This is a genomic window from Paraburkholderia podalyriae (genome assembly GCF_014397785.1).
GTDB lineage: Bacteria > Pseudomonadota > Gammaproteobacteria > Burkholderiales > Burkholderiaceae > Paraburkholderia > Paraburkholderia podalyriae.
Genome location: NZ_VZQQ01000001.1, coordinates 474,311 through 498,067 on the forward strand (window position 1 = coordinate 474,311; position 23,757 = coordinate 498,067).

Below are 23,757 nucleotides of genomic sequence, written 5' to 3' on the forward strand. Positions count from 1 at the left end.
TCGCCGAGGCGGCCGTTGCGTGTGGTGAAGCGCCCCCTTGCGTGCCCCGCACGCTTTTTTGACTGGAACGAACATGTTTGCCGCTCTTTCGCACCCCCGGCTCGCCGATTGCCGCCGGCTTTTTCTGCGCAATTACGAAGTGCACATCAATATCGGCGTGCACGACTTCGAAAAGCGCGGCGAGCAGCGCGTCGTGATCAACGTCGAACTGTTCGTGCCGCTCGCGATGTCCACGCCGGTGCAAGACAAGCTCAACGAAGTCGTCGACTACGACTTCATGCGCTCGACGATCGCCAAGCGCGTCTCGCAAGGCCATATCCATCTGCAGGAAACGCTGTGCGACGACCTCGTGCGCGCGATGCTCGAACATCCGCAGGTGCGCGGCGCGCGCGTGTCGACCGAAAAGCCGGACGTGTATCCGGACTGCGATGCGGTCGGCGTCGAAGTCTTCCGCATCAAGGAGGACTGAACGATGAACGCACCGGAAATCCTGAACGCAGGCAACCAGGCCGCCGAGGCCACCGCGGCGACCAGCGCCGCCCGCGCCCCGAAATCGCCGCTCACGCGCCGCGAGCAGAAGGAAGCGTACGAGAACAACAAGCTGTTCAAGCGGCTCGCGCGCCAGGTCGGCCAGGCAATCGGCGATTACAACATGATCGAGGACGGCGACAAGGTGATGGTGTGCCTGTCGGGTGGCAAAGACAGTTACGCGATGCTCGACATTCTGATGCGGCTGCGCGAGCGCGCACCGATCAATTTCGACCTCGTCGCGGTGAACCTCGACCAGAAGCAGCCGGGCTTCCCCGAGCACGTGCTGCCCGAGTATCTGACCCAGCTCGACATCCCGTTTCACATCGAGAACCAGGACACCTACAGCATCGTCAAGCGGCTGGTGCCGGAGGGCAAGACCACCTGTTCGCTGTGCTCACGGCTGCGGCGCGGCATCCTGTACCGCGTCGCGGGCGAACTCGGCGCGACCAGGATCGCGCTCGGCCATCATCGCGACGACATCCTGCAGACGCTGCTGCTGAACCTGTTCTACGGCGGCAAACTGAAAGGCATGCCGCCCAAGCTGCAATCGGACGACGGCAAGAACATCGTGATCCGGCCGCTCGCCTACGTGAAGGAAACCGATCTGGAGAAGTACGCGGAGCTGCGTAAATTCCCGATCATTCCGTGCAATCTGTGCGGTAGCCAACCGAACCTGAAGCGTGCGGAAATGAAGGCTCTGGTCCGCGACTGGGAAAAGCGTTTCCCGGGCCGCATCGAGAACATGTTCAACGCGTTGTCGAACGTGGTGCCGTCGCATTTGATGGATCACCAGCTGTTTCCGTTCGCGGGGCTGCGCGCGACCGGCGAGGCCGATCCGCAAGGCGATATCGCGTTCGACGAAGAACCGTGCTCGACCGGCGACGACGGTGCGCCGCTCAGCGGGAAGACGATCCCGCTGGTCCAGTTCGACGACCTGTAACTGGCGAAACGTGCCGGTTTTGGCGGCATTCCGGCGGTTTTCCGCTGGAATGCAAGTGCTGCAGAGGCCGCGTCAGCGGCCTTTTTTGCAGGTGCAGCATGATAGAATCGTGCGCTCCAAACTCGTCTATTTGCCGACGCCATGAACATCGTTATTTTGGCGGCAGGCACCGGCAAGCGCATGCGGTCCGCGCTTCCCAAGGTGCTCCATCCTCTGGCCGGCCGGCCGCTCCTCGCTCATGTCATCGACACCGCCCGCGCGCTGAAGCCCGCGCGGCTGATCGTCGTGATCGGCCACGGTGCCGAAGCCGTGCGTGAAGCCGTCGCGGCGCCCGATATTCAATTCGCGGTGCAGGAGCAGCAGCTCGGCACCGGCCACGCGGTGCAGCAGGCGCTGCCGCTGCTCGATCCTTCGTTGCCCACGCTGGTGCTCTATGGCGACGTGCCGCTCACGCGCGCGCAAACGCTGCGCGCGCTGACCGAACGCGCGGGCCGGGACGGCTACGGCGTGCTGACCGTCACGCTCGACGACCCGACCGGCTATGGCCGCATCGTGCGCGATCCGCAGGGCAAGGTGCGGCGCATCGTCGAGCAGAAGGACGCGAGTCCCGAGCAACTGAAGATCGCCGAGATCAACACCGGCATCATCGTCGCCCCGACCGCGCGCCTCGCCGGCTGGCTCGCGGCGCTCAAAAACGACAACGTGCAAGGCGAGTTCTATCTGACCGACGCGGTCGAGATGGCGATCGAAGCCGGCATCGAAGTCGTCACCACGCAGCCCGACGACGAGTGGGAAACGCTCGGCGTCAACAGCAAGCAGCAACTCGCCGAACTCGAGCGGATTCACCAGCGCGATGTCGCCGACGCGCTGCTGGTCGCCGGCGTGACGCTCGCCGACCCGGCGCGTGTCGACGTGCGCGGCACGCTCGAATGCGGTCGCGACGTGTCGATCGACGTGAACTGTGTGTTCGAAGGCCGCGTCACGCTGGCCGATAATGTCAGCATCGGGCCGAACTGCGTGATCCGCAATGCGAGCATCGGCGCGGGCACGCGCGTCGACGCGTTCACGCACATCGAAGGTGCGCAAGTCGGCGCGAAGGCCGTCGTTGGTCCGTATGCGCGCTTGCGCACAGGCGCCGCGCTGCAGGACGAGTCTCATGTAGGGAACTTCGTCGAGATCAAGAATGCGGTGCTTGGTCACGGCTCGAAAGCCAACCACCTCACCTACCTCGGCGATGCAGATGTCGGCGCGCGCGTGAATATCGGCGCGGGCACGATCACCTGCAACTACGACGGCGCGAACAAATTCCGCACCGTGATCGAGGACGACGTGTTCGTCGGCTCGGACACGCAACTGGTCGCGCCGGTGCGCGTGCAGCGCGGCGCGACGATCGCGGCCGGCACCACGGTTTGGAAAGACGTCGCCGCCGACGCGCTGGTGCTGAACGACAAGACCCAAACGAGCAAAACGGGCTACGTGCGCCCGGTCAAAAAGAAAAGCTGATCGATACGGCGTGCCCACGAGGCGCGCTCACTGAATCCGGCACTGAAAAGGAATACACCATGTGCGGCATTGTCGGCGCGGTTGCGCAACGTAATATCGTTCCCGTCCTGATCGAAGGACTGCGACGCCTCGAATATCGCGGCTACGATTCGTGCGGCGTCGCCGTGCTCGGCGCTCGCGGGCCGAGCCGCGCGCGCAGCGTCGCGCGCGTCGCCGACCTCGATGGCCAGGTGCGCGACAGTCACCTCGAAGGCGTGACGGGAATCGCGCATACGCGCTGGGCCACACATGGCGCGCCGGTCACCGACAACGCTCACCCGATTTTCTCGTGCGATGCGCTCGCGTTGGTACACAACGGCATCATCGAGAACTACGAGGTGTTGCGCGAAATGCTGCGGGGCAAGGGCTACGAGTTCGTCTCGCAGACCGACACCGAGGTTATCGCGCATCTGGTCCATAGCCTGTATCGCGGGGACCTGTTCGCGGCGGTGCGCGAAGCCATCGCACAACTGCATGGCGCGTACGCGATCGCGGTGCTGCACAAGGACCAGCCGCATACGGTGGTCGGCGCGCGCCAGGGCTCGCCGCTCGTGGTCGGACTCGGCGATGGCGAGAACTTCCTCGCGTCCGACGCGCTTGCGCTCGCGGGCAGCACCGAGCGCTTTATCTTCCTCGAGGAAGGCGACGTGTGCGAACTGTCGCTCGATCGCGTGCGCATCGCCGATCGCCAGGGCGAGGCCGCGCAACGCGAGGTGCGCCAGGTCGCCGCCTATGGCGGCGCGGTCGAACTCGGCCCATATCGCCACTTCATGCAGAAGGAAATCTTCGAGCAGCCGCGCGCGATCACCGACACGATTCCGCAAGCCGACGCGTTCGATGCGTCGATCTTCGGCGAAGGCGCGCGCCAGGTGTTCGCCGACATCGACAGCCTGCTGATTCTCGCGTGCGGCACGAGCTATTACTCGGGGCTCACCGCGAAGTACTGGCTCGAGTCGCTCGCGAAGATTCCGACTCAGGTCGAGATCGCGAGCGAGTATCGCTATCGCGAGTCGGTGCCGAATCCGAAGTCGCTGGTGGTGGTGATTTCGCAGTCGGGCGAAACCGCGGACACGCTCGCGGCGCTCAGGCACGCGCAGGAACTCGGCCACCGGCACACGCTCGCGATCTGCAACGTCGGCACAAGCGCGATGGTGCGGCAGACCGGGTTGTCGTTCCTGACGCACGCGGGCCGCGAGATCGGTGTCGCGTCGACCAAAGCATTCACGACGCAGCTGGTCGCGCTGTTTACGCTGGCGGCAACGCTCGCGAAGCTGCGCGAACGCCTGAGCGATGAGCAGGAAGTCGGTTATCTGAGGCAGTTGCGCCACCTGCCGGCCGCGCTCAACAGCGTGCTCGCGCTGGAGCCGCAGATCATCGCGTGGTCGGAAGAGTTTTCGCGCAAGGAACATGCGTTGTTCCTCGGACGCGGCATGCACTATCCGATCGCGCTCGAAGGCGCGCTGAAGCTCAAGGAGATTTCGTACATCCACGCCGAGGCGTATCCGGCTGGCGAACTCAAGCATGGGCCGTTGGCACTCGTGACCGAGGCGATGCCGGTAGTGACGGTCGCGCCGAACGACGCGCTGCTCGAAAAGCTGAAGTCGAACATCCAGGAAGTGCGCGCGCGCGGCGGCGAGCTTTATGTGTTCGCCGATGCGGATACGAAGATCGTCAACGGCGAAGGGCTGCATGTGATCCGGATGCCGGAGCACTATGGCTTGCTGTCGCCGATTCTGCACGTCGTGCCGCTGCAGTTGCTCGCGTATCACACCGCCTGTGCGCGTGGCACGGATGTGGACAAGCCCCGGAACCTGGCGAAGTCGGTGACGGTGGAGTGACGAAGACGCAGCGGCAAACCGGGCCGCAAGCTCACGCGATCAGCCGCACCGCGATGCGGTCCGGCTGACGAAATATCCATCGCTCCAATCGGCATCTGTCTTTCCACGATGCCTCGACGTGACGACGCCACATCGACTACCCTCTGTCGACATCCCACGTGGCCTCGTCATCATGAAGACCTCATCTCCCAACACGCTGACCGAAAAGCTGAAGTCACGCGTCGCGCTAATCGCGCTGTTCGTCGGTTCGATGTGGGCGGTGTTCTTTCTGTCGGTCGCGTTGCCGTTCCTGCGTCTGAACGAACACGGCGTCGTGCCGCGTTCGCTCGGCGGTTTGCAGGGCATCCTGTTCGCGCCGTGGCTGCATGCGAGCGTCGGGCACATCGCCGCCAACACGAGCGGGCTCGTCGTACTCGGCTGGCTGTGTACGTGGCCCAACATCGCCGGCTTCTGGCGCGCGACCATCGGCGCGATGCTCGGCGCCGGTCTTTGCGCGTGGCTATTCGGCGCACCGTATTCGGTGCATATCGGCGCGAGCGGGCTGGTGTTCGGCTATGCCGGTTACCTCGTTGCACGCGGTTACTACACGCGCAATATCGTGTCGATCCTCGTGGCCTTGATCGTCGTCAGCAGCTACGGTCTGAGCCTGCTGTTCGGTGTGCTGCCGATCTATCCGGATGTGTCGTGGCAGAGTCATATCGGCGGTGTGCTTGGCGGAGTGCTCGCCGCGCGCTCGGGCGCCGGTGCGGCAAGCCGGGTGCGTGTTCGCTGACGGACACGTCGCGCTCGTCGGGACGCGGGCCGTCGAAAGAAGCTACCGCCTATAACTCCGGCCGCGCCAGATCGCTCGCAACGATGTGTTCGCCATACACCTGCGCGGCCGCGAGCGCTTCGAGGCGGCTCGGATGCGGGCCCAGTTCGGGCGCGCCATCGAACGGAAACAGCACGCGGCCGTCGGTCGTGCGCACCACCTTCAATACGCCGAGGAAGCGCCGGTAGCCGGCCATCTTCGCGCTCGCCGAAATGTCGAAGTCGTCCTCCGAGGTGCCGGGGACGCTGGGAATAAACGCGGTCTTGCTCATAGCGGAAACATCGGTTGTTCATCGAAGCGACGCGCAACGATATGCGCAGTCGACATGCATTGTCTCAAATCCGCGCGAAGCGCGAAGCGAGCGGGCAACCCTTCGCCTATGAGCCGATGCGCGATGCCGACACGTTCGCTGGTTCGCCAATGGACTTGTTGGTGAACTAACGTCAACTTTCACCGCAATGTCACGGGTGCTACCTAAAGTCTGCCCGCGAATCAGACAGCACTCCCGACAGGGCAACAAAGAGGTAACAACAAAGGGCAACCAACATGTCACACCGCATCGGGTTACGCGCATTCATCATGGCCGCGTGCACGGCTTTCATCGCTTTGATCGTGGCCGCCTGCGGCTCGTCTTCTTCGTCCGGCGGGCTGCAACTGACCGGACAGCAGCAGATTCGCCACGTCTTCGTGATCACGCTCGAAAACGAAAACTACTCGACCACGTTCGGCGCCAACACCAAAGCGCCGTATCTCGCTCAAACACTGGCATCGCAAGGCGCGCTCGTGCAGCAGTACTACGGCACGGGCCACGTGAGTCTCGATAACTACATCGCGATGATCAGCGGCCAGTCGCCGACCAACGAGACCGAGAACGACTGCATCACCTACCAGGACTTCAAGCTCACCGGCATGACCTCCGATGGCCAGGCGATCGGCTCGGGCTGCGTGTATCCGGCGAGCGTGAAGACGCTGCCGGACCAGCTGACGGCAGCGGGCTATACGTGGAAGGGCTACGAAGGCGACATGGGCAACGACCCGTCGCGCGAAACCGCCACTTGCGGCCACCCGACGCTGAACACGACGGACCTGACGCAGTCGGCCGAAGCACCGAGCGCGGCCGTGCCGCTCGGCGACCAGTACGCGACGCGCCACAACCCGTTCATGTACTTCCACTCGATCATCGATTCGCCGGACTGCGGCACGCACGTCGTCAATCTGAATAACCTGCAGAACGATCTGCAATCGGTGGCGACCACGGCGAACTTCAACCTGATCACGCCGAACCTGTGCGACGACGGCCACGACGCGCCTTGCGTGAACGGCCAGCCGGGCGGTCTGACGAGCGCGAACGCGTTCCTGCAGAAGTGGGTGCCGATTATCACCGCGTCGCCGGCGTTCCAGAAGGATGGTCTGCTGATCATCAACTTCGACGAAAGCAGCTACGCGACCGTCACGCAGTCCGCGTCGGGCCAGGATCTGACGTTTGCCGGCACGACCTGCTGTAGCCAGCAACCGGGCCCGAACCTGCCGTCGTTTCCGCAGACTTCGTCGCTCGCGTATAAGGGCATCACGATCAACCTGACCAAGACGAGCTTCGGCGGCGACCAGACCGGCGCGGTGATGATCTCGAAGTTCATCAAGCCGGGCACGGTGTCCACGGTGCCGTACAACCACTATTCGATGTTGAAGAGCATCGAGGACATCTTTCAGCTCGACCACCTCGGTTACGCGGGACAGGCCGGTCTGGTCGGGTTCGGCAGCGACATCTTCACGAACCTGTAAAAGATTCGATGCTGTCTTCTGTCATGCGATTCACGGAGCGCGCGAGCGCGCATCGGCTAGCGCTCGCCGCCCTGATGGGCGGCGCGTTGCTGGCCGGAGCCGGGGCGGCGCGCGCTGCTGCGCCGACGCCGACACCGGCATCAGCCGATGCGAGGCCCGTCTATAGCGATGCCGCCGCGCTCGGCAAGCTCATCTTCTTCGATCCGGCGCTGTCGGGCTCGGGCAAGATGTCGTGCGCGAGCTGTCACAGTCCCGAGCACGCTTACGGGCCGCCCAACGGCCTCGCCGCGCAACTGGGCGGCGCGGACCTGCATCGGCAGGGCACGCGCGCGGTGCCGAGCCTGCGCTACGTGCTGAACCGCACGCCGATCTGGACGCATGCGCAGGCGGCGAGCCGGTCCGAGCGGCTCAGCGAAACCGATAACGCGCCCGTCGGCGGCTTCGGCTGGGACGGGCGCTTCAACTATCTGCACGAACAGGCAAGCTTCCCGCTGTTCAATCCGAACGAGATGGCCAACAAGGATCCGGCCGCGTTGCTCGCGAAGATGCAGCGCGCGCCGTACGCGGCGCGTTTCAAGGACGTGTTCGGCCAGAACATCTTTGCCGACCCGTCGAAAGCGTTCACGCAGGCGATGTACTCGATCGAGCGCTTCGAGCTCGAAGACTCGAGTTTTCATCCGTACACGAGCAAGTTCGATTACTACCTTGACGAAAAAGTGCAACTAACTGTACGGGAGTTGCATGGTAAAAAGCTGTTCGACGACCCCGCTGGCGGCAATTGCGCATCCTGTCACATCGACCAGCCAGGCGTGAACGGCGCTCATCCGCTCTTTACCGACTTTAACTTTCAGGCACTCGGCGTGCCGCGCAACCCTGAGCTGAAGGTCAACGCCGACCCGAAGTATTTCGATCTGGGCCTGTGCGGACCTTTGCGAAAGGATCAGAGCGACAAGCTCAATTGCGGGCTGTTCAAATCGGTGTCGCTGCGCAATACCGCGACGCGTCACGTGTTTTTTCACAACGGCCGTTTTCACATGCTGAAGGATGCGCTGCGCTTTTACATGCAACGCGATACGAACCCGGACAAGTGGTATCCAAAGGATGCGCAAGGAAAAGTCGACAAATTCAACGACCTGCCGGTCGCGCTGCGCGTGAACGTCGACACGACCGATGAGCCGCTGACGCGCAAAGCGGGCGAGCGCCCGGTCTGGTCCGAACGCGATATCGACGATGTCGCCGCGTTCCTCGCGACGCTGACCGACGGCTATGAGCTGAAAGGAAAAAGCGGCGAAGTAAGCGGATCGAAAAGCAGCGACAGTTCCGGTCGCCCTTGATTTAAAAGACAAAAATCGTCGAAGAAAGGTGCCGCCCGGCACGGCGGCGCTATAATGCGCGCATCTTTTTTACCTCCATCGTCCGCCATGAGCCGGTTACTTTGCCTGATCGTGCTTTCGCTCGGCCTCGCGCAAACCGCGGCGGCCGACGAAAACAGCGACCGAATCTCGGCGTATCTGACGCGGAAGTTCGGTGTCGGCAGAGAAAAAGCTCAAAAGATTTCCGACGCGGTGCAATCCGCCGCCTCCAAATACTCCCTCCCTCCGGCCCTGCTGCTCGCCATCATCTCGATCGAATCCCGCTTCAAGGAAAAAGCCCGCGGCGCCAACGGCGCGACGGGGCTGATGCAGGTCGTGCCACAAGCGCACCGCGGGCTGCTGCGCAATGTGAAGGACCTGACCGAGCCGAATGCGAACATCGAAGCCGGCTCGGCGATCCTGTACGGCTACATGCGCTCGGCGAACGGCGATCTGGATAGCGCGCTCAAGAGCTATGGCGGCTCGAAGGCCTATGCGCAAAAGGTGAATCTGCGCGTCGAGGATTTCGCGGCGGTCGCGACACCCGCAGATGGCGCTTCAGGGGCCGCCGGGCGGCCCGCCGCGTGCGAAGTCGATCTTTGTGCCGGCGCAAACCAGTGGGCCAACGCGTTCAGCGTGCCGGCGGCGCTTACGATACCCGCGACACCCGCGGCGAGCGGGGCGGCCGCGGCATCGTCGGCCCCGGCCTCGGGCTCGACTTCCGCGGCGACAGCGGGCTCGACGCGCACGGCATCGAAATAGGCGCGCTCGCGCAGTTCCCCGTCTCCTTCCGGTCCGTACGCGCTTCGACGGTCATTGGCGTGCATCTCGTTACTATCACGCGACGTAATAGGTTTCGGGTTGCACACTTTTTACGCACATAGCGCTGCGCGCTCTACAATGCATTCCCATTCGCGCCCATGAGGCGCTTCTCGCACCTGATCATGCAGATCCCCTTTTCCCGCACCACCGCCGCGGCCCTGTTTGGGCTGCTCGCGCTCACGGCATGCAGCAGCACGCCGCAGCCCAAATTCACCCAGGAACTGTTCGAAACCGGCGCAAGCCCTTACGCCCGCAATTTCAATTCGAGCACGGGCGATAGCTGCGAGGCCGCGCGCCGAGCACTGCTGAGCCAGGGCTATCTGACGACGATGTCGCGTCCCGATACCGTCGACGGCACCAAGAATTTTCAGCCGACCGGCGATACCCATGTGGTCGTCGAATTTCACGTCGTGTGCACGCCCGGCGAAGAGGCGGCCGATACCAGCATCGTTTATGTGAACGCGGTGCAGAACGGCTTCGCGTTGAAGAAAAGCGATACGTCGGCGAGCGTCGGACTCAGCGTGCTAGGTTCGCTGTCGCTGCCGATCCGCTCGAATAGTGACGCGATGGTGAAGATCTCGAGCGAGACGATTCCGTCGGGCAAGTTCTACGACCGCTTTTTCAGCCTCGTCGATCATTATTTGGAGACCGTCGTGCGCACGCAGCCGGTGACGAGCAGCCCGATCGAAACGCGGACGCTGCCGGTCGCCGCGCCGCTCCGGGTGACCACGCCTGAGCCGGTGCCCGAACCGGTGCCCGCGACGTCGCCCGCCGCCATTCAAACGCAGCCGACCGTGCCGGTCCAACCGACGTCGGCCTCGCCCGCGACTGCTTCGTTTGCGACACCCTCACCGGTCGTCCAGCTCGCCGATCCGATCGGCCAGGCCGCAGCGATCGAACCCGCGAGCGGCACCAAGCTGATGCCGTGATAGCGTCGCGGCGGCTTTCGCATCGAGGCTGAGCAAGTTCCGATCAGGCTGTGATTCAGGCGCGAAGTGGTATTGCCTTATGGTGTTTACTTAATACGTATACATACGTAGTAGTAGTTAACAAGGGCTAACCGAATCTGTGGATAAGTCGCAAATGTCACGCCGCTTCAACATCATGCGGAATCGATAACCCCGCGGAACACGTCGGTAGAAAAACTACATAAGTGGGATAAGTTCGAACACCGTTAGCCGACGCTCGCCTTTATCAAGATTTCGCGCACAGGCTGTTCGTCGCGCTATCCCGACGTTATTCAGAGGCCGCTGTGGATAACCGCCGCTTCCGATGGCGTTTCCCGTTGCTCTCGCAACAACACTTCGCGCGATGCGAAGCGCTCGCCAACGCACAGATTTCCGCCCATCGAACGCGCACATTGATAGCGCGGTACGGGGATTGCATGTCTTCTTATTGCAAGCGCAACTGTTGCTATTTCGCAAAAACCATTGGGCCAGCGAACAATCCGGCATAGAGTTAAAGTGCTTTGTGAGGTTTCTGGTGCAGTGCGGGGGACGTATGAAACGCAGATCAGCACGACAGTTAGTCCGTATTCTCTCGGACCTTCGACATGCGGCTCATTGCAGTTCACTACGCGCGGCCGCGACCAATCGGGTGATGGCGCTGGCAGCCGCCGAGGCTGCCGAGGACGTCGATCCGACTCGCGACGACGACAGCCCCGAGTCCGCGCGCGACGCACAGCGGGACAAGCTGTTTCGGGGCAGATCATGAGAGCCGCGAGCGAACAGTCGTTGCGGTTTCTGGTCGAGAAGTGGCTTGCGCCATCGCCGGCTGATCCGGTTCACGTGACGGAGTTCAGCCGCACGCGCACGGGCGGGCGGCGTTATGTACGGGTCGAGACGTCGTCGGAAGAGGGCGGGCGCGGTCTGTTCTTCTTTCGTCACGACGACGGCTGCTGGTGCGTGTTTCCGCCGACCGCCGATACCCCGAGCCTGTTTGTTCATCCGCGCGCGGCATAGTTAGCGAATGGGTGAGACGCCTGTGGTGCGCACCGCACTCACTCGACGCGTCAGCCACGCAACGAAACCCGATTACGACGCCTGCGGCGCACGCTGCCGCGCGCGTTTCCAGCCTGGCAGTATCTGGCACACGATCAATCCCGACAGCATCAGCGCGCAGCCGAACAATGCGCGAGCCGTCAGCGTTTCGCCGAGCACGAGCCAGCCCGCGAACGCCGCGAACACGCCTTCCATGCTAAAAATCACCGCCGCGTGCGAGGGTGCCGCGTAGCGCTGCGCGACTGTCAAAGCCCGCGAGACGCGCGATAATCGCGCAACCGCCGCGGGTTCGCCGCTCACGTCGATCACCGTCGTCAAGCAAATTGCCGAACGGACCGCGATCCCCGGCTCTTGCACGAGCAAACGAAATGGACGACAGGGACTGGATTGCGGGCGCCGCGAAGGCGCTCGCGATCATCGAAGCATTCGACGAAGAGCACGCGCGCATGACGCCAACGATGGTCGCCGTGCGCGCCGGCCTGTCGCGCACGGCCGCGCGCCGCTATCTGCTGACGCTGTGCGAACTCGGCTACGTCGACACCGACGGCAAGCTCTTCTGGCTCGCGCCGCGCGTGCTGCGGCTCGGCCAGTCTTACCTCGATTCGGCGCGCCTGCCGCGCACGGTGCAGCCGTTCCTGCAGCGGATCACCGCGACTGTGCAGGAAACCGCGCTGGTCGCGATCCTCGACGAACACGATGTCGTCTACGTTGCGCGCAATGGCGTGAATCGGGCGATGGCGGTCGGCTTCGTGACCGGCTCGCGGGCGCCGGCGCCGTTGTCGTCGGCGGGGCTCGTGCTGCTCGCGTTCCAGCCGCCCGATAGCATCGACCCTTGGCTCGCATCGTATCCGATCAAGATTTTCACGCCGTACACCTATTCAACTGTCGAACGGCTCAGAGAAGTGCTTGGTGAAATCCGCCGCAACGGCTACGTGGTCACCGACCAGCAGCTGGAGATCGGGGTGCGCGGCGTCGCAGTGCCGTTGCGCGACCGGCACGGTACGGTGGTCGCGGCGATCAGCGTCAGCATGCCGATCGGCGAGGAATCGGCGAACGCCGCGTTGCACCGCGTTTTGCCGGCACTGCAGGAGACCGCGAGCCTGTTGCGGAATCTGATCTGAGTGCGGCGAAGCAGTCGACGAAGCGCGCGCAGGCAGCTTGATACGGCCCTGTAGTGTCCCCGGTATCGCTTGCCGGGCAAATGAAAGCGCTCTGAAAGCAGCCTGTCTCCCGGAAAATACACATCGAGTTTTGCGCATGACAAACCGCCGACGCTTGGGTAATACTCTCCCGCGGGGAGCACAAGGCGCCTCGAAGTCCAGCCCGCTCCACCGCGCAGCTGTATTCATTCACATTGACTCAGTCGTCTGGTTTGGGGATCAACACATGAAAAAAGTTATCGTCTCGCTCGCAGCCGCCTCGATCGCGCTGGTTTCCGTTCAAGCTTTCGCCCAGGCATCGGATGCCGCTGCTATGGAAGCAGCAAGCGCACCGAAGAAGCACCACGTCAAGCAGCTGAAGACCCACGGCAAGAAAGCACACGTATCCGCCGCAGCTTCGGCAGCAGGCACGAACGACAAGGGCACGCAGAACTAAGCCAACGCCCGCTCGTCGGGCGCGCCGTACCGCTACGCCGCGCCACTTGCCGGTCGACGCAGCCGGTGAAGGCAGATGCGTTGCCAGCAAAAAGGCCAGAGCTCGCGCTCTGGCCTTTTTGCTTTTGCGGCGGATGTTGCGCGCGGGAAGATCAGCCCGCGAGCCCGCGCCGGATTACTTCGTCCAGCAGCCCGTTCAGGCCGTCGGGATGCGTGGCGGCGCGCGTTTTCAGTTCATCCACCAGCCCGCTGTTGAGCTTGCACGCAAACGGCACAAGGCCTTGCGCCTGATCGAGCTTGCGCTGCTCACGCCGGTCGACCTTCGGTTCGGTCGCCACGCCCTTGCCGCCAAGGCTCGCGGTCGCCCGCTTCATCGCGTTGCCCAGTTTCAACGCCTTGTTCTTTTCAAGGTCGGTTTTTTTCATCGCCATCGGAAAGGCCTCTGCCAAATAGATCAACCCGCATTGTACGCAAGCGCGCGGCGCGTCAGCCGACGCGCTCCGGCGCGCCGGGGGAGACGCTGTCCATCAACGCGCGCATCCTCTGCCAATGCGTGCCTTCCCAGAACACGCGTCCGCACACGTCGCAGGTCACGAAGCGGCTGTGCCGCTGCAGCACGCCGTGCGGCACGCGCGGGCCGGCTTCCTCGCGCGCGATGCGCCGCAGCGGCGCATTGCATATCAGACACAGCCGGAACGGTTGCGCGCTGCGCGCGAGATCGAGCCGTTCGAACACTTCGCGCAACTGCTCACGCGGCCGCAGCGCGCGCACGTAGCAGCCATGCGTGATGTTGCGGCGTTTGAGCAACTCGCGGTCGCGCGTCAGCACTATACGCTGCTGCGCGGCGGCGAGCGCCTCGATATCGGCGTCGGGAAAGTGGTTGTCGTACAGCGTATCGAAGCCTGCGAGCCGTAGAAGCGGCGCGAGGCCTCCTAAATGGGCATCGGCGATGAAGCGCATCACTCGCAAAGGTCGCTCGCGCACGCGCAGCAACGGCTGGATGTCGAGCGCCTCGAATTTCGGATACACGGCGACGCGGTCTCCGTCGGCGAGCGGATGATCGAAACCGACCGAGTCGCCGTTCACCAATATCAGTTCGACCTCGGTATGCGGCACGCCGAGCACCTCGATCATGTGCTTGGTCGTCGCACCGCGCGCACAGACGCAGGGGAACGCGCGCCGACGCAGCGGCCGGGCGATGAAGTCGTTCAGCTCCTCGTAGAAGCGGAATGTCGCGGTGACCATCTCGGCAGTATCGCACCGCTGGCGTTGCGCGTTGTCCTGCGCGTGTCGCATGAGTGTGCTTTACTTCGGGTTCTTTAGAAGACGGAGCGATAGATGGACATCGGTTTTATCGGTCTCGGCGAGATGGGCGCCGCGATGGTTGCAAACATTCTGAAAGCCGGGCACCCGGTGCGCGTGTGGAACCGCTCGCCGGACAAGGCGCAGCCGCTGGCCGGGCTGGGCGCGCAGATCGTCGCGACGCCGGCAGAAGCGTTTGCGGGCGACGCGGTGTTCTCGATGCTCGCCGACGATGCCGCGTTGCGCGAAGTCATCACCGCGTCGCTGCTCGAGCATGCGCCGCGCGGGCTGATCCACGCGAACATGGCGACGATTTCCGTTGCACTGGCCGAGGAACTGGCGACCGCGCACGCGTCGCGCGGCGTGCACTATGTGGCCGCACCGGTGCTCGGCCGGCCTGACGTCGCGGCCGCGGGCAAGCTGACGATCGTCGCGGGCGGCCCGGCGGAATCGATCGACCGGGTCCAGCCGATTTTCGACGCGCTCGGCCAGAAGACCTGGCGCATCGGCTCGCTGCCGCAGCAGGCGAACGTGATGAAGCTGGCTGCGAACTTCATGCTCGGCGCCGCGATCGAGACGCTCGGCGAAGCGGCCGCGCTCGTGACGGGGCACGGCCTCGCGATGCAGGACTTCCTCGACGTGATCACCAACGGCCTGTTCCCGGGACCGGTGTACTCGGGCTACGGCAAGTTGATCGCCGAGCAGCGCTTCGAACCGGCGCTGTTCAAGGCGCGTCTGGGGCTGAAGGACGTGCGCCTCGCGCTTGCCGCCGCCGATGCGGTGACGACGCCGATGCCGGTCGCGAGCGTGGTGCGCGACAGCCTGATCGAGGCGATCGCGCACGGCGATGGCGACAAGGATTTCGCGGTGCTGGGTCAGGTGGCGACGCGGCGGGCCGGTCGTTGACGGTGGCTGTCGAGCGCCGGGCGCGAGCGATCGACGCAACGTGGCCGGATGGAGTCACGCCGGGCGGCAAGGCATAATAGCCGTCCGATTCCCCCTTCTCCCGACTTCGATGACTCTGCATACCTGGTGGCTGTTCGCCGTGACCGTTTTCGTCGTTTCCGCGATTCCCGGTCCCAACATGCTGCTCGTGATGACGCACGGCGCCCAGCACGGCCTGCGCCGTGCGAGCGCGACGATGGTCGGCTGTCTTTCGGCGCTGGTGCTGATGCTGGCGGTATCGGCGGCGGGGCTCGGCGTGTTTCTGGCGGCATGGCCGACCATGTTCAACGCACTGCGCATGATCGGCGCGGCCTATCTCGTGTATCTGGGCATCAAGGCATGGCGCGCGCCGGCCGACGAAGCGACTGCGCGAAACGTCGACGAACTAACGGCGAGGCCCGCGCGCTCGCGCTTCGCGCTATTTCGCAACGGCTTTCTGGTCGCGAGCAGCAATCCGAAGGCGATCCTGTTCGCGGCCGCGCTGCTGCCGCAATTCATCGATGCCACCCAGCCGACGTTGCCGCAATTCGGCGTACTGCTCGCCACGTTTGCGTCGATCGAGGTCAGTTGGTATCTGGTGTACGCGGGTTTCGGCACGCGCATCGGCGCGAAGCTGAAAAGCCGCGGCGTTGCGCGAATGTTCAACCGGCTGACGGGCGGTGTGTTCGTCGGCTTCGGCGCGATGATGGCGCTGGCGCGGCACTAAGCACCGCGCTCCACAGCAGACAAGAGGAAATGGAGCCGTACGAATGTGACCGTGGTATGTTTGCAACATCGAGGGTGAACCCTAATTTGCATGTTGCAATGCACCAAGCGGTTTGCTATAGTAGGCCTTGTCTCCTCCATGTCTCCACTGATATGGATTCAGCCCGCCAACCTAGGCGGGCTTTTTTTTGCCCCGAATTCGCCGTGGGACTGCGGACGCTTGACCTGGTGTCGACGTTCGCGGTTCGACTCGCCTAGCGTTTCAAACCGGTCTCTTCGTCCGTGCTGATGGCGAGATTCATGCACTGGATCGCCGCACCCGATGCGCCCTTGCCGAGATTGTCCAGACGCGCAACGGTCACGAAGTGCTCCTCGTTGCCGAACACGAACAGGTCGACGCGATTGGTGTCGTTGTTCGCCTGCACGTCGAAGAAGCCGTTGTCGAGATTCCCGTCGGCGTCGAACGGTGCGACGTGCACGAACGCTTCACCCGCGTAGTACTCGGCGAACAGAGCCTGCACGTCCTGCGGCGTCGTCTTCTTCGCGAGTTGGCCCGGCGAGAAGTACGTGGTGACGGCGAGGCCCTTGTAGAAGTCGCCGACGATCGGCGTGAAGATCGGCGCCGACTTCAGGCCGGTATGCGCGGCCATTTCCGGCAGGTGCTTGTGCGTAAGGCTGAGCGCGTACGGGCGCGGGCTCTTCAGCCTGTCGTTGCCGCCGGCTTCGTAGTCGGCAATCATCTTCTTGCCGCCGCCGCTGTAGCCCGTGATCGAGTAGGCGTGCGCGGCGAACTCGGGTGCGACGACGCCGCCTTCGACGAGCGGGCGCATCGCCAGCACGAACGCCGAGGCGTGGCAGCCCGGCACGGCGATGCGTTTGGCGGTGCGCAGGCGCTCGCGTTGCGAGCGTGCCAGCTCGGGCAGGCCATAGGCCCAGTCGGGCGAGGTGCGGAACGCGGTGCTCGCGTCGATCAGCACGGTACGGTCGTTATCGACAAGCGAAGCGGATTCGCGCGAAGCGACGTCGGGCAGGCACAGGAACGTGACGTCCGACGCGTTGATGAGACGACGGCGCTCGTCCAGGTCCTTGCGCTTCGCTTCTTCGATACGCAGGATTTCGACGTCGGCGCGCTGCGACAGATATTCAAAAATCTTCAGGCCGGTCGTGCCTTCCTGTCCGTCGACAAAAACTTTCGTGCTCATCTCGATCTCACTCGCTGGAAACGGGGCGCGAGGCCGCGCCGGAACGTCATTTTATGACGTCATCGCCGCGCATGTGCGGTGCAGCGCGAAAAAACGACGATGCGCGCGCAACGTGACATCGGCGTGACCTGTTGCACGGCGAATGCGTGCTGATGACCGAAGATGAACTGCGGATGAACCGCGGATGAACCGCGGATGAGCCGCGCCGCCATCGCGGCGCCGTTCAGCCATTACCCGCGCGGCGCGATCCAGCGCGCGGTGACGCCCGCAATGCGTGCGCCGAAGAGGCGCGCGGTTTCGAGATCGCCGGGGGGCGGTGCTTCGTCGGGCGACGCATCGGCCGCCGATTGCGTGAGCAGCCCGGTAAAGCCACCGACGAAGTTCAGGTCGTTGCGCGTCGCGGCCTTGGTGTTCGACGGCATCATGCCGGTGCCCGCCCAGATCATGCTGTGCTGCATCGCCAGCGTGACGAAGTACTGGATCGTCGAGAACTTGTCGCCGTTCATCGTCGCCGAGTTCGTGAAACCGGCCGCGATCTTGTCCTTCCACGCCTGGCCGAACCACGGCTTCGAACTCGCGTCGGCGAACTTCTTGAAGTCTGCCGATGGACCGCCCATGTAGGTCGGCGCGCCGAAGATCAGCGCATCGGCGGCGGCGAGTTCGTCCCACGACGCGTCGTCGAGGTCGCCGACCGGCATCAGCTTCGCCTGCGCACCGGCTTCGAGCGCGCCCGCGAGCACGGCTTCGGCGACTTTCTTCGTATGGCCGTAGCCGCTGTGATAAACGATGACGATCTTCGACATGAAATGCTCCGGCAAGGCGATCCGCAACGTGAACGGGAGAAGCAACGCGCTGCGGCGCGGGGCTCGCGATGACGACCGCGATGGTCGCCGCTAGCGCCCGAAATTGACCACCAGCCGCGCGCTGCCGATCGCGGCCGTGCCGATCTGGTGATCGAACATCAACGCGGGGCGTCCTTGCGCGAGATGCAGATCGGCCGAACTCAGCGCGTACACGGTGATGATATAGCGATGCGGTTTGCCGGGCGGCGGGCAGGGGCCGCCATAGCCGTCGGTATCGAAGTCGTTGCGCGCTTCGACCGCGCCGAGCTTATGCAGGAAACCGGATGAACTAGCATTCTCCGGCAGGCTGTCGACCGTGGCCGGGATGCCCGCGACCGCCCAGTGCCACCAGCCGCGCCCGGGCGCGTCCTCGTCGAACATCGTGATCGCGAAGCCGCGGGTGCCGGCCGGCGCGTCGCGCCATGACAGTTGGGGTGAACGGTTGCCGCCTTTGCAGTCGTTCTGATCGAACACCTGCGCATTGGGCACGGCGCCGCCCGCGCGCACGTTCGCGCTCGTCAGCGTGAACGGCTCGTCGGCCCGCGCACCGGTGCCGTGTACCGCGAATAGCGCGAGCATCGCGCCGACGGCGAGCGATCGATGCCGCCAGCAGGAAGCCATCGAAACAACCAGGCAACGTTCGCGCATATGCCGGTTCTCCTGTCAGGGCGCGAGGCGCGGGTCCTCGCGATGGTCGTTGTCTTGAATTGTGCCCCAAGGTCGAATCAAGTCTAACATCAGCGCTGATTAGCTCTGCGACGCAATAAGTTCGCGTCCCGCGGAATTCGCAGATAGGAAATCAGCTATAGTGGAAGGCCTTATCGCGCGACCCTGGCTGTATTTGACTCGTCTAAATTGCGAGCGTCGAAATAAGTGTTAGAAGTTGTGGAGACCGGTTTATCCGTCCAGAGGAGGACGATGCAAGTTTCACTCAGGGTCGTGGTGGCAGACGATCATCCGGTCATTCTGTTTGGCGCTGAACATGCGCTGGTCAAGTTTCCCGGTATGCAAGTCGTTGGGCGTGCAAGGCAGTCGACTGAACTCATCAAAATATTGCAATCCACCGAGTGCGACGTACTCGTCACCGACCTGGCCATGCCGGGCGGTCAGTACGGCGATGGCTTGCAACTCATCGACTATTTGCGCCGCAATTTCCCGGACCTGCCGATCGTCGTGCTCACCATGCTTGAGAACGCCGCATTGCTTAAACGGCTCAGGGAGCTTGGCGTGACGTCGGTCGTGAACAAATCGGACGATCTCAGCCATATTGCGCTTGCGGTACAGCACGTCGGCCGTCGCATGACGTATATGAGTCCGTCGGTGAAGGCGGTGCTCGATGGGTTGCGGGTCAATCTGGCCGGCAGGCGCGACGACTCGAAGCTGTCGCGGCGCGAACTCGAAGTCGTGCGCCTGTTCGTGTCGGGCATGACGATCAAGGAAATTTCGCAGCGCTTGAATCGCAGCATCAAGACGATCAGCACGCAGAAAAACGCGGCCATGCGCAAGCTCGGAATCGATCGCGACTCCCAACTATTCCAGTATGCGCAGAGCAATGGTTTGCTGAATCTGACGTCGGACTCGCGTAAAGACATCGCCAACGAGTCCTGATATCGCGCGCGGTTCCTTTGCCGGGTAGTCGGCGATAAAAAAGCCGCCAGTTTCGCAACAGGCGGCTTTTTCATTCGCTCCGCATCAAAGCGGCTGCGTTTTATTGTCACTGCTATAGCGCGATGGCTTTATTGCGGCGTCGACGTTGCACCGCCATGCGCAGCGGACCACTCGGCCGGCGCGTGCAGGAACTTCTCCACTTCGTCGATCGTCTTCGTGTCGAAGTAGTTGTTTTGCTTCGCGACGCGCAGTACGTCCCACCACGTGGCGAGCGCGTGCAGATCGACGTCGATGTCTTTCAGCACCGACACGCTTTCCTTGAAGATGTTGTAGTGGAACAGCACGAAGCAGTGGTTCACCGTCGCGCCCGCGGTGCGCAGCGCGTTGATGAAGTTGATCTTGCTGCGGCTGTCGGTCGTCAGGTCTTCGACGAGCAGCACGCGCTGGCCTTCGGTCAGCAGACCTTCGATCTGCGCGTTGCGGCCGAAACCCTTCGGCTTCTTGCGCACATACTGCATCGGCACCATCAGGCGGTCGGACAGCCACGCCGCGAACGGGATGCCCGCGGTTTCGCCACCGGCGACCGCGTCGATCTGTTCATAGCCGACATCGCGCAGGATCGTCGCTTCGGCCATTTCCATCAGGCCGCGGCGCACGCGCGGATACGAGATCAGCTTGCGGCAATCGATATACACCGGGCTTGCCCAGCCGGACGTGAAAATATACGGTTTCTCCGCATTGAAATGCACTGCTTGTACTTCGAGCAGCATCTTGGCGGTGGTGTCGGAGATCGTCTGGCGATCGAAGCCTGTCATGGGGCGGATCCTTCGGAGTGAGCGGGGGAGAAGCGGGCGCTGGGCCCGGTGGCGCAGCAAGCGGGGTATGCCGCGCCATGCTGGGCGGAATACGCGGCCGGGAGAAGAGCACAGACCGGCTTTTGCTGCGCGCGTGGGCCGCTATTTTACCTGAAATGGGTCCCACCGAGGGAGCGTCGTGCGCGGCGGCGTGGCCGGCGGGTGCCTCGGCGCGCGCATCGTCTTGTGACCGGGTGAGGCCGCCTTCAGACCTACGGAATGCTTTCAATGAACGCCGATCCACCCGTCTCCGACTCCGCCATCGATACCCGCCCCGCCGTCAAACAGGGCTATGCGGGCCACGCGCTGCTCGCCTCGGTGCCTAGGCTACGCGATGGACGGCTTCGATCTGCTGATCCTCGGCTTCATGCTGCCCGTGATCGCTGCCGACCTGCATCTGAGTTCGCGTTCAATCGCATCGAATCCGCAGCATCCGCGGCGACTGTTTCGCTAATGGCGAGTCCTGTTAACCACTCAGTGCATCGACACGTCCGGGGTGTACACTGATCGACCCGCGAAGCACTCCACATCGTCCGGTCTTCGTCGAGGTGAGCCATCGCGCCTGACCGGGCGCGTGCGGAAACCGCCTCGGTCGGCTATCCGTCCGACAGATGAAAGCACTGCAACGGTGTGGGTCGCCGGGCCCAATCACTTACGTCTCGCAGGCCTAGAAATGGACGAACAACTCAAGCAAAGCGCTCTCGCATATCACCAGAATCCGAAACCTGGCAAGATTTCGGTGACGCCCACCAAGCCGCTGTCGAACCAGCTGGATCTGTCGCTCGCGTATTCGCCGGGTGTGGCCGCAGCCTGTATGGCGATTCACGAAGAACCGCTCGACGCGCAGAAGTACACGTCGCGCGGCAACCTCGTCGGCGTGATCACGAACGGCACCGCGGTGCTCGGCCTCGGCAATATCGGCCCGCTCGCCGCCAAGCCGGTGATGGAAGGCAAGGGCTGTCTGTTCAAGAAGTTCGCGGACATCGACGTGTTCGACATCGAGCTCAGCGAATCTGACCCGGACAAGCTCGTCGAAGCGATCGCGATGCTAGAGCCGACGTTGGGCGGCATCAACCTCGAAGACATCAAGGCGCCCGAGTGCTTCTACATCGAGAAGAAGCTGCGCGAGCGTATGAAGATTCCGGTCTTTCACGACGACCAGCACGGCACCGCGATCATCGCGTCGGCGGCGATCCTGAACGGCCTCAAAGTGGTCGGCAAGAAGCTCGGCGAAGTGAAGCTGGTCTGTTCCGGCGCGGGCGCGGCGGCCATTGCGTGTCTGGACCTGCTCGTCAATCTCGGCCTGTCGAAGAAGAACATTCTCGTCGCCGACTCGAAGGGCGTGATCTACGAAGGGCGCGGTAACCTCGATGCGTCGAAGGAACGCTACGCGGTCAATACCGACGCGCGCTCGCTCGCCGATGCGATCCGCGGCGCCGACGTGTTCCTCGGCTGCTCGAGCGCCGGCGTGCTGAAGCCGGAAATGGTCGCCGAAATGGGCTCGCAGCCGCTGATTCTCGCGCTCGCGAACCCCGAGCCGGAAATCCGCCCGGAGGAAGCGCGCAAGGTGCGCCCGGACTGCATCATCGCGACTGGCCGTTCGGACTATCCGAACCAGGTCAACAACGTGCTGTGCTTCCCGTTCATCTTCCGCGGCGCGCTCGACGTCGGCGCCACGACGATCACCGAAGAAATGAAGCTCGCGTGCGTGCGCGCGATCGCCGAGCTGGCCGAGGAAACCGACCAGGGCGACGAAGTCGCGAAGGCATACGAAGGACACTCGCTCGAATTCGGTCCTGAATACCTGATTCCGAAGCCGTTCGATCCGCGCCTGATCATCAAGATCGCGCCGGCCGTCGCGCAGGCCGCGATGGATTCGGGCGTCGCGACCCGCCCGATCCAGGACATGGACGCATACCGCGAACAACTCGGCGCGACGGTCTACCGCTCAGGCATGGTGATGCGTCCGGTGTTCGCGGCGGCGAAGTCGTCACCGGCGCGCATCGTGTTCGCGGAAGGTGAAGACGAGCGCGTGCTGCGCGCCGCGCAGTTCGTGCTGCTCGAAAAGATCGCCAAGCCGATTCTGGTCGGCCGTCCGTCGGTGATCGAGATGCGTCTGAAGAAAATGGGCTCGAAGCTAAGGTGCGGTGAAGACTTCGAGATCGTCGATCCGGAAGACGATCCGCGTTATCACCAATGCTGGCAGGCGTATCACGAACTCGGCGCGCGCGAAGGCGTGACGCCGGACGTCGCGAAGGCCGCGATGCGCAAGTTCAACACACTGATCGGCGCGATCCTCGTGCGCCTCGGCGAAGCGGACGGCATGATCTGCGGCATGATCGGCCAGTACCACACGCACCTGAACTTCATCGAGCAGGTGCTCGGCAAGGCCGACGACGTCGAGAACTTCGCAGCGATGAACCTGCTGATGCTGCCGGGCCGCAACCTCTTCATGTGCGACACGTACGTGAACGAACTGCCGACCGCCGAGCAGCTCGCCGACATGACGATGCTCGCCGCGCGCGAAATCGAGAAGTTCGGCATCACGCCGAAGGTCGCGCTGCTGTCGAACTCAAACTTCGGCAGCGCGCCGTCGTCGTCGTCGCAGCGCATGACCGCGGCACGCAAGCTGATCACGGAACGCGCGCCGTCGCTCGAAATCGACGGTGAAATGCACGGCGACGCGGCGCTGTCGGAGACGATCCGCAAGGCCGCGTTCCCGGGCACGACGCTTGGCGGCGAAGCGAACCTGCTGATCATGCCGAACGTCGAAGCGGCGAACATCGCGTACAACCTGCTGAAGGTCGTGGGCGGCGAGGGCGTGACGGTCGGCCCGTTCCTGCTCGGCGCGGAAAAGCCGGTGCATATCCTGACGCCGGCCGCGACCGTGCGCCGGATCATCAATATGACGGCGGTCGCTTCGGCGAACGCGCGCAAGTCGGTGAACGCGAAGTAACGTATTTCGCTCGAGGTCGAAGCGGGCGCGGCAGTCACGCGCTCGCGACCACGCCGTCAAAAGCGCTACGGAACTCCGGCTCCGTAGCGTTTTTTTCGTGCCAAAAAAAGCGGCGGTCCGTGAAGACCGC

The 23,757-nt window shown here is 63.5% G+C and carries 24 protein-coding genes and 2 pseudogenes; 18 read left to right on the plus strand and 8 right to left on the minus strand.

Annotated features, from left to right (window positions below; translation table 11 throughout):
* Positions 1–73: 73 nt before the first annotated feature.
* From F6X42_RS02125 to F6X42_RS02145, 5 genes are all read left to right on the plus strand, one after another.
* Entirely contained in the window at positions 74–469 is a 396-nt protein-coding gene (locus F6X42_RS02125) for a dihydroneopterin aldolase (protein WP_187632602.1), read from the plus strand.
* 3 nt (positions 470–472) lie between these two features.
* Positions 473–1,471, plus strand: a complete 999-nt coding sequence (ttcA, locus tag F6X42_RS02130; protein ID WP_187632603.1) for a tRNA 2-thiocytidine(32) synthetase TtcA — start codon at positions 473–475, stop codon at positions 1,469–1,471.
* Between the two features lie 141 nt (positions 1,472–1,612).
* A complete protein-coding gene (gene glmU / locus F6X42_RS02135; RefSeq protein WP_187632604.1) occupies positions 1,613–2,974 on the plus strand; it encodes a bifunctional UDP-N-acetylglucosamine diphosphorylase/glucosamine-1-phosphate N-acetyltransferase GlmU in 1,362 nt (453 codons plus the stop codon).
* Positions 2,975–3,033: 59 nt separating this feature from the next.
* Complete coding sequence (glmS, locus tag F6X42_RS02140; protein ID WP_187632605.1) at positions 3,034–4,851, plus strand: glutamine--fructose-6-phosphate transaminase (isomerizing); 1,818 nt, start codon at positions 3,034–3,036, stop codon at positions 4,849–4,851.
* A gap of 172 nt (positions 4,852–5,023) precedes the next feature.
* The gene (locus tag F6X42_RS02145; protein WP_187632606.1) at positions 5,024–5,623 is read left to right on the plus strand and encodes a rhomboid family intramembrane serine protease; all 600 of its coding nucleotides are present in this window, start codon (positions 5,024–5,026) and stop codon (positions 5,621–5,623) included.
* A 49-nt stretch (positions 5,624–5,672) separates the two neighbouring features.
* On the opposite strand, the gene F6X42_RS02150 is transcribed toward F6X42_RS02145, so the two are convergent.
* Positions 5,673–5,933, minus strand: coding sequence for a DUF6723 family protein (locus tag F6X42_RS02150; RefSeq protein ID WP_187632607.1), 261 nt, complete (start codon positions 5,931–5,933; stop codon positions 5,673–5,675).
* Between the two features lie 14 nt (positions 5,934–5,947).
* Between F6X42_RS02150 and F6X42_RS02155 the strand changes: the two genes are divergently transcribed.
* From F6X42_RS02155 to F6X42_RS02180, 6 genes are all read left to right on the plus strand, one after another.
* A complete protein-coding gene (locus F6X42_RS02155) occupies positions 5,948–6,103 on the plus strand; it encodes a hypothetical protein (protein ID WP_187632608.1) in 156 nt (51 codons plus the stop codon).
* Positions 6,104–6,208: 105 nt separating this feature from the next.
* The gene (locus F6X42_RS02160; RefSeq protein WP_187632609.1) at positions 6,209–7,444 is read left to right on the plus strand and encodes an alkaline phosphatase family protein; all 1,236 of its coding nucleotides are present in this window, start codon (positions 6,209–6,211) and stop codon (positions 7,442–7,444) included.
* 23 nt (positions 7,445–7,467) lie between these two features.
* Positions 7,468–8,778, plus strand: coding sequence for a cytochrome-c peroxidase (locus tag F6X42_RS02165; protein WP_187632610.1), 1,311 nt, complete (start codon positions 7,468–7,470; stop codon positions 8,776–8,778).
* Between the two features lie 87 nt (positions 8,779–8,865).
* The gene (locus F6X42_RS02170; protein ID WP_187632611.1) at positions 8,866–9,558 is read left to right on the plus strand and encodes a lytic transglycosylase domain-containing protein; all 693 of its coding nucleotides are present in this window, start codon (positions 8,866–8,868) and stop codon (positions 9,556–9,558) included.
* Positions 9,559–9,740: 182 nt separating this feature from the next.
* Positions 9,741–10,547 (plus strand): DUF2242 domain-containing protein, encoded by an 807-nt coding sequence (locus F6X42_RS02175; RefSeq protein ID WP_187632612.1) that lies wholly within the window; start codon positions 9,741–9,743, stop codon positions 10,545–10,547.
* A 780-nt stretch (positions 10,548–11,327) separates the two neighbouring features.
* On the plus strand, positions 11,328–11,579 hold the full coding sequence (locus F6X42_RS02180) for a hypothetical protein (RefSeq protein WP_187632613.1): 252 nt from the start codon (positions 11,328–11,330) through the stop codon (positions 11,577–11,579).
* A 72-nt stretch (positions 11,580–11,651) separates the two neighbouring features.
* Here the strand turns inward: F6X42_RS02180 and F6X42_RS02185 are convergent.
* Positions 11,652–11,861 (minus strand): annotated as a pseudogene (locus F6X42_RS02185) (EamA family transporter); the annotation flags it as partial.
* Between the two features lie 125 nt (positions 11,862–11,986).
* Here F6X42_RS02185 and F6X42_RS02190 point away from each other — a divergent pair.
* Positions 11,987–12,739, plus strand: coding sequence for an IclR family transcriptional regulator domain-containing protein (locus F6X42_RS02190; protein WP_187632614.1), 753 nt, complete (start codon positions 11,987–11,989; stop codon positions 12,737–12,739).
* Between the two features lie 265 nt (positions 12,740–13,004).
* Positions 13,005–13,214: a hypothetical protein gene (locus tag F6X42_RS02195; protein ID WP_187632615.1), complete on the plus strand. Its 210-nt coding sequence runs from the start codon at positions 13,005–13,007 to the stop codon at positions 13,212–13,214.
* 151 nt (positions 13,215–13,365) lie between these two features.
* Here F6X42_RS02195 and F6X42_RS02200 read toward each other — a convergent pair whose 3' ends face one another.
* Together F6X42_RS02200 and F6X42_RS02205 are read right to left on the minus strand one after the other, a co-directional pair.
* Positions 13,366–13,644, minus strand: a complete 279-nt coding sequence (locus F6X42_RS02200; protein WP_187632616.1) for a hypothetical protein — start codon at positions 13,642–13,644, stop codon at positions 13,366–13,368.
* A gap of 55 nt (positions 13,645–13,699) precedes the next feature.
* The gene (locus tag F6X42_RS02205; RefSeq protein WP_187632667.1) at positions 13,700–14,458 is read right to left on the minus strand and encodes a Mut7-C RNAse domain-containing protein; all 759 of its coding nucleotides are present in this window, start codon (positions 14,456–14,458) and stop codon (positions 13,700–13,702) included.
* A gap of 93 nt (positions 14,459–14,551) precedes the next feature.
* Here F6X42_RS02205 and F6X42_RS02210 point away from each other — a divergent pair, with 93 nt between their 5' ends.
* On the plus strand, positions 14,552–15,421 hold the full coding sequence (locus F6X42_RS02210) for an NAD(P)-dependent oxidoreductase (RefSeq protein ID WP_187632617.1): 870 nt from the start codon (positions 14,552–14,554) through the stop codon (positions 15,419–15,421).
* Positions 15,422–15,530: 109 nt separating this feature from the next.
* Positions 15,531–16,166, plus strand: a complete 636-nt coding sequence (locus F6X42_RS02215) for a LysE family translocator (protein WP_187632618.1) — start codon at positions 15,531–15,533, stop codon at positions 16,164–16,166.
* Between the two features lie 253 nt (positions 16,167–16,419).
* Here the strand turns inward: F6X42_RS02215 and argC are convergent, their stop codons facing one another.
* The 3 genes from argC to F6X42_RS02230 form a co-directional block, all read right to left on the minus strand.
* Complete coding sequence (gene argC, locus F6X42_RS02220; protein WP_187632619.1) at positions 16,420–17,367, minus strand: N-acetyl-gamma-glutamyl-phosphate reductase; 948 nt, start codon at positions 17,365–17,367, stop codon at positions 16,420–16,422.
* A gap of 230 nt (positions 17,368–17,597) precedes the next feature.
* Positions 17,598–18,170, minus strand: coding sequence for a flavodoxin family protein (locus F6X42_RS02225; protein WP_187632620.1), 573 nt, complete (start codon positions 18,168–18,170; stop codon positions 17,598–17,600).
* Positions 18,171–18,260: 90 nt separating this feature from the next.
* Positions 18,261–18,857 carry a YbhB/YbcL family Raf kinase inhibitor-like protein gene (locus F6X42_RS02230; RefSeq protein ID WP_187632621.1) on the minus strand — a complete coding sequence of 199 codons (597 nt, stop codon included), beginning with the start codon at positions 18,855–18,857 and terminating at the stop codon, positions 18,261–18,263.
* A gap of 270 nt (positions 18,858–19,127) precedes the next feature.
* On the opposite strand from F6X42_RS02230, the gene F6X42_RS02235 reads away from it, so the two are divergent.
* Positions 19,128–19,817 (plus strand): response regulator, encoded by a 690-nt coding sequence (locus F6X42_RS02235; RefSeq protein WP_187632622.1) that lies wholly within the window; start codon positions 19,128–19,130, stop codon positions 19,815–19,817.
* A 128-nt stretch (positions 19,818–19,945) separates the two neighbouring features.
* On the opposite strand, the gene F6X42_RS02240 is transcribed toward F6X42_RS02235, so the two are convergent.
* Positions 19,946–20,632 carry an orotate phosphoribosyltransferase gene (locus F6X42_RS02240; protein WP_018418686.1) on the minus strand — a complete coding sequence of 229 codons (687 nt, stop codon included), beginning with the start codon at positions 20,630–20,632 and terminating at the stop codon, positions 19,946–19,948.
* A 267-nt stretch (positions 20,633–20,899) separates the two neighbouring features.
* Here F6X42_RS02240 and F6X42_RS02245 point away from each other — a divergent pair.
* Positions 20,900–21,080 (plus strand): annotated as a pseudogene (locus F6X42_RS02245) (MFS transporter); the annotation flags it as partial.
* 264 nt (positions 21,081–21,344) lie between these two features.
* Positions 21,345–23,627 carry an NADP-dependent malic enzyme gene (locus F6X42_RS02250; protein WP_187632623.1) on the plus strand — a complete coding sequence of 761 codons (2,283 nt, stop codon included), beginning with the start codon at positions 21,345–21,347 and terminating at the stop codon, positions 23,625–23,627.
* Positions 23,628–23,757: the final 130 nt, after the last annotated feature.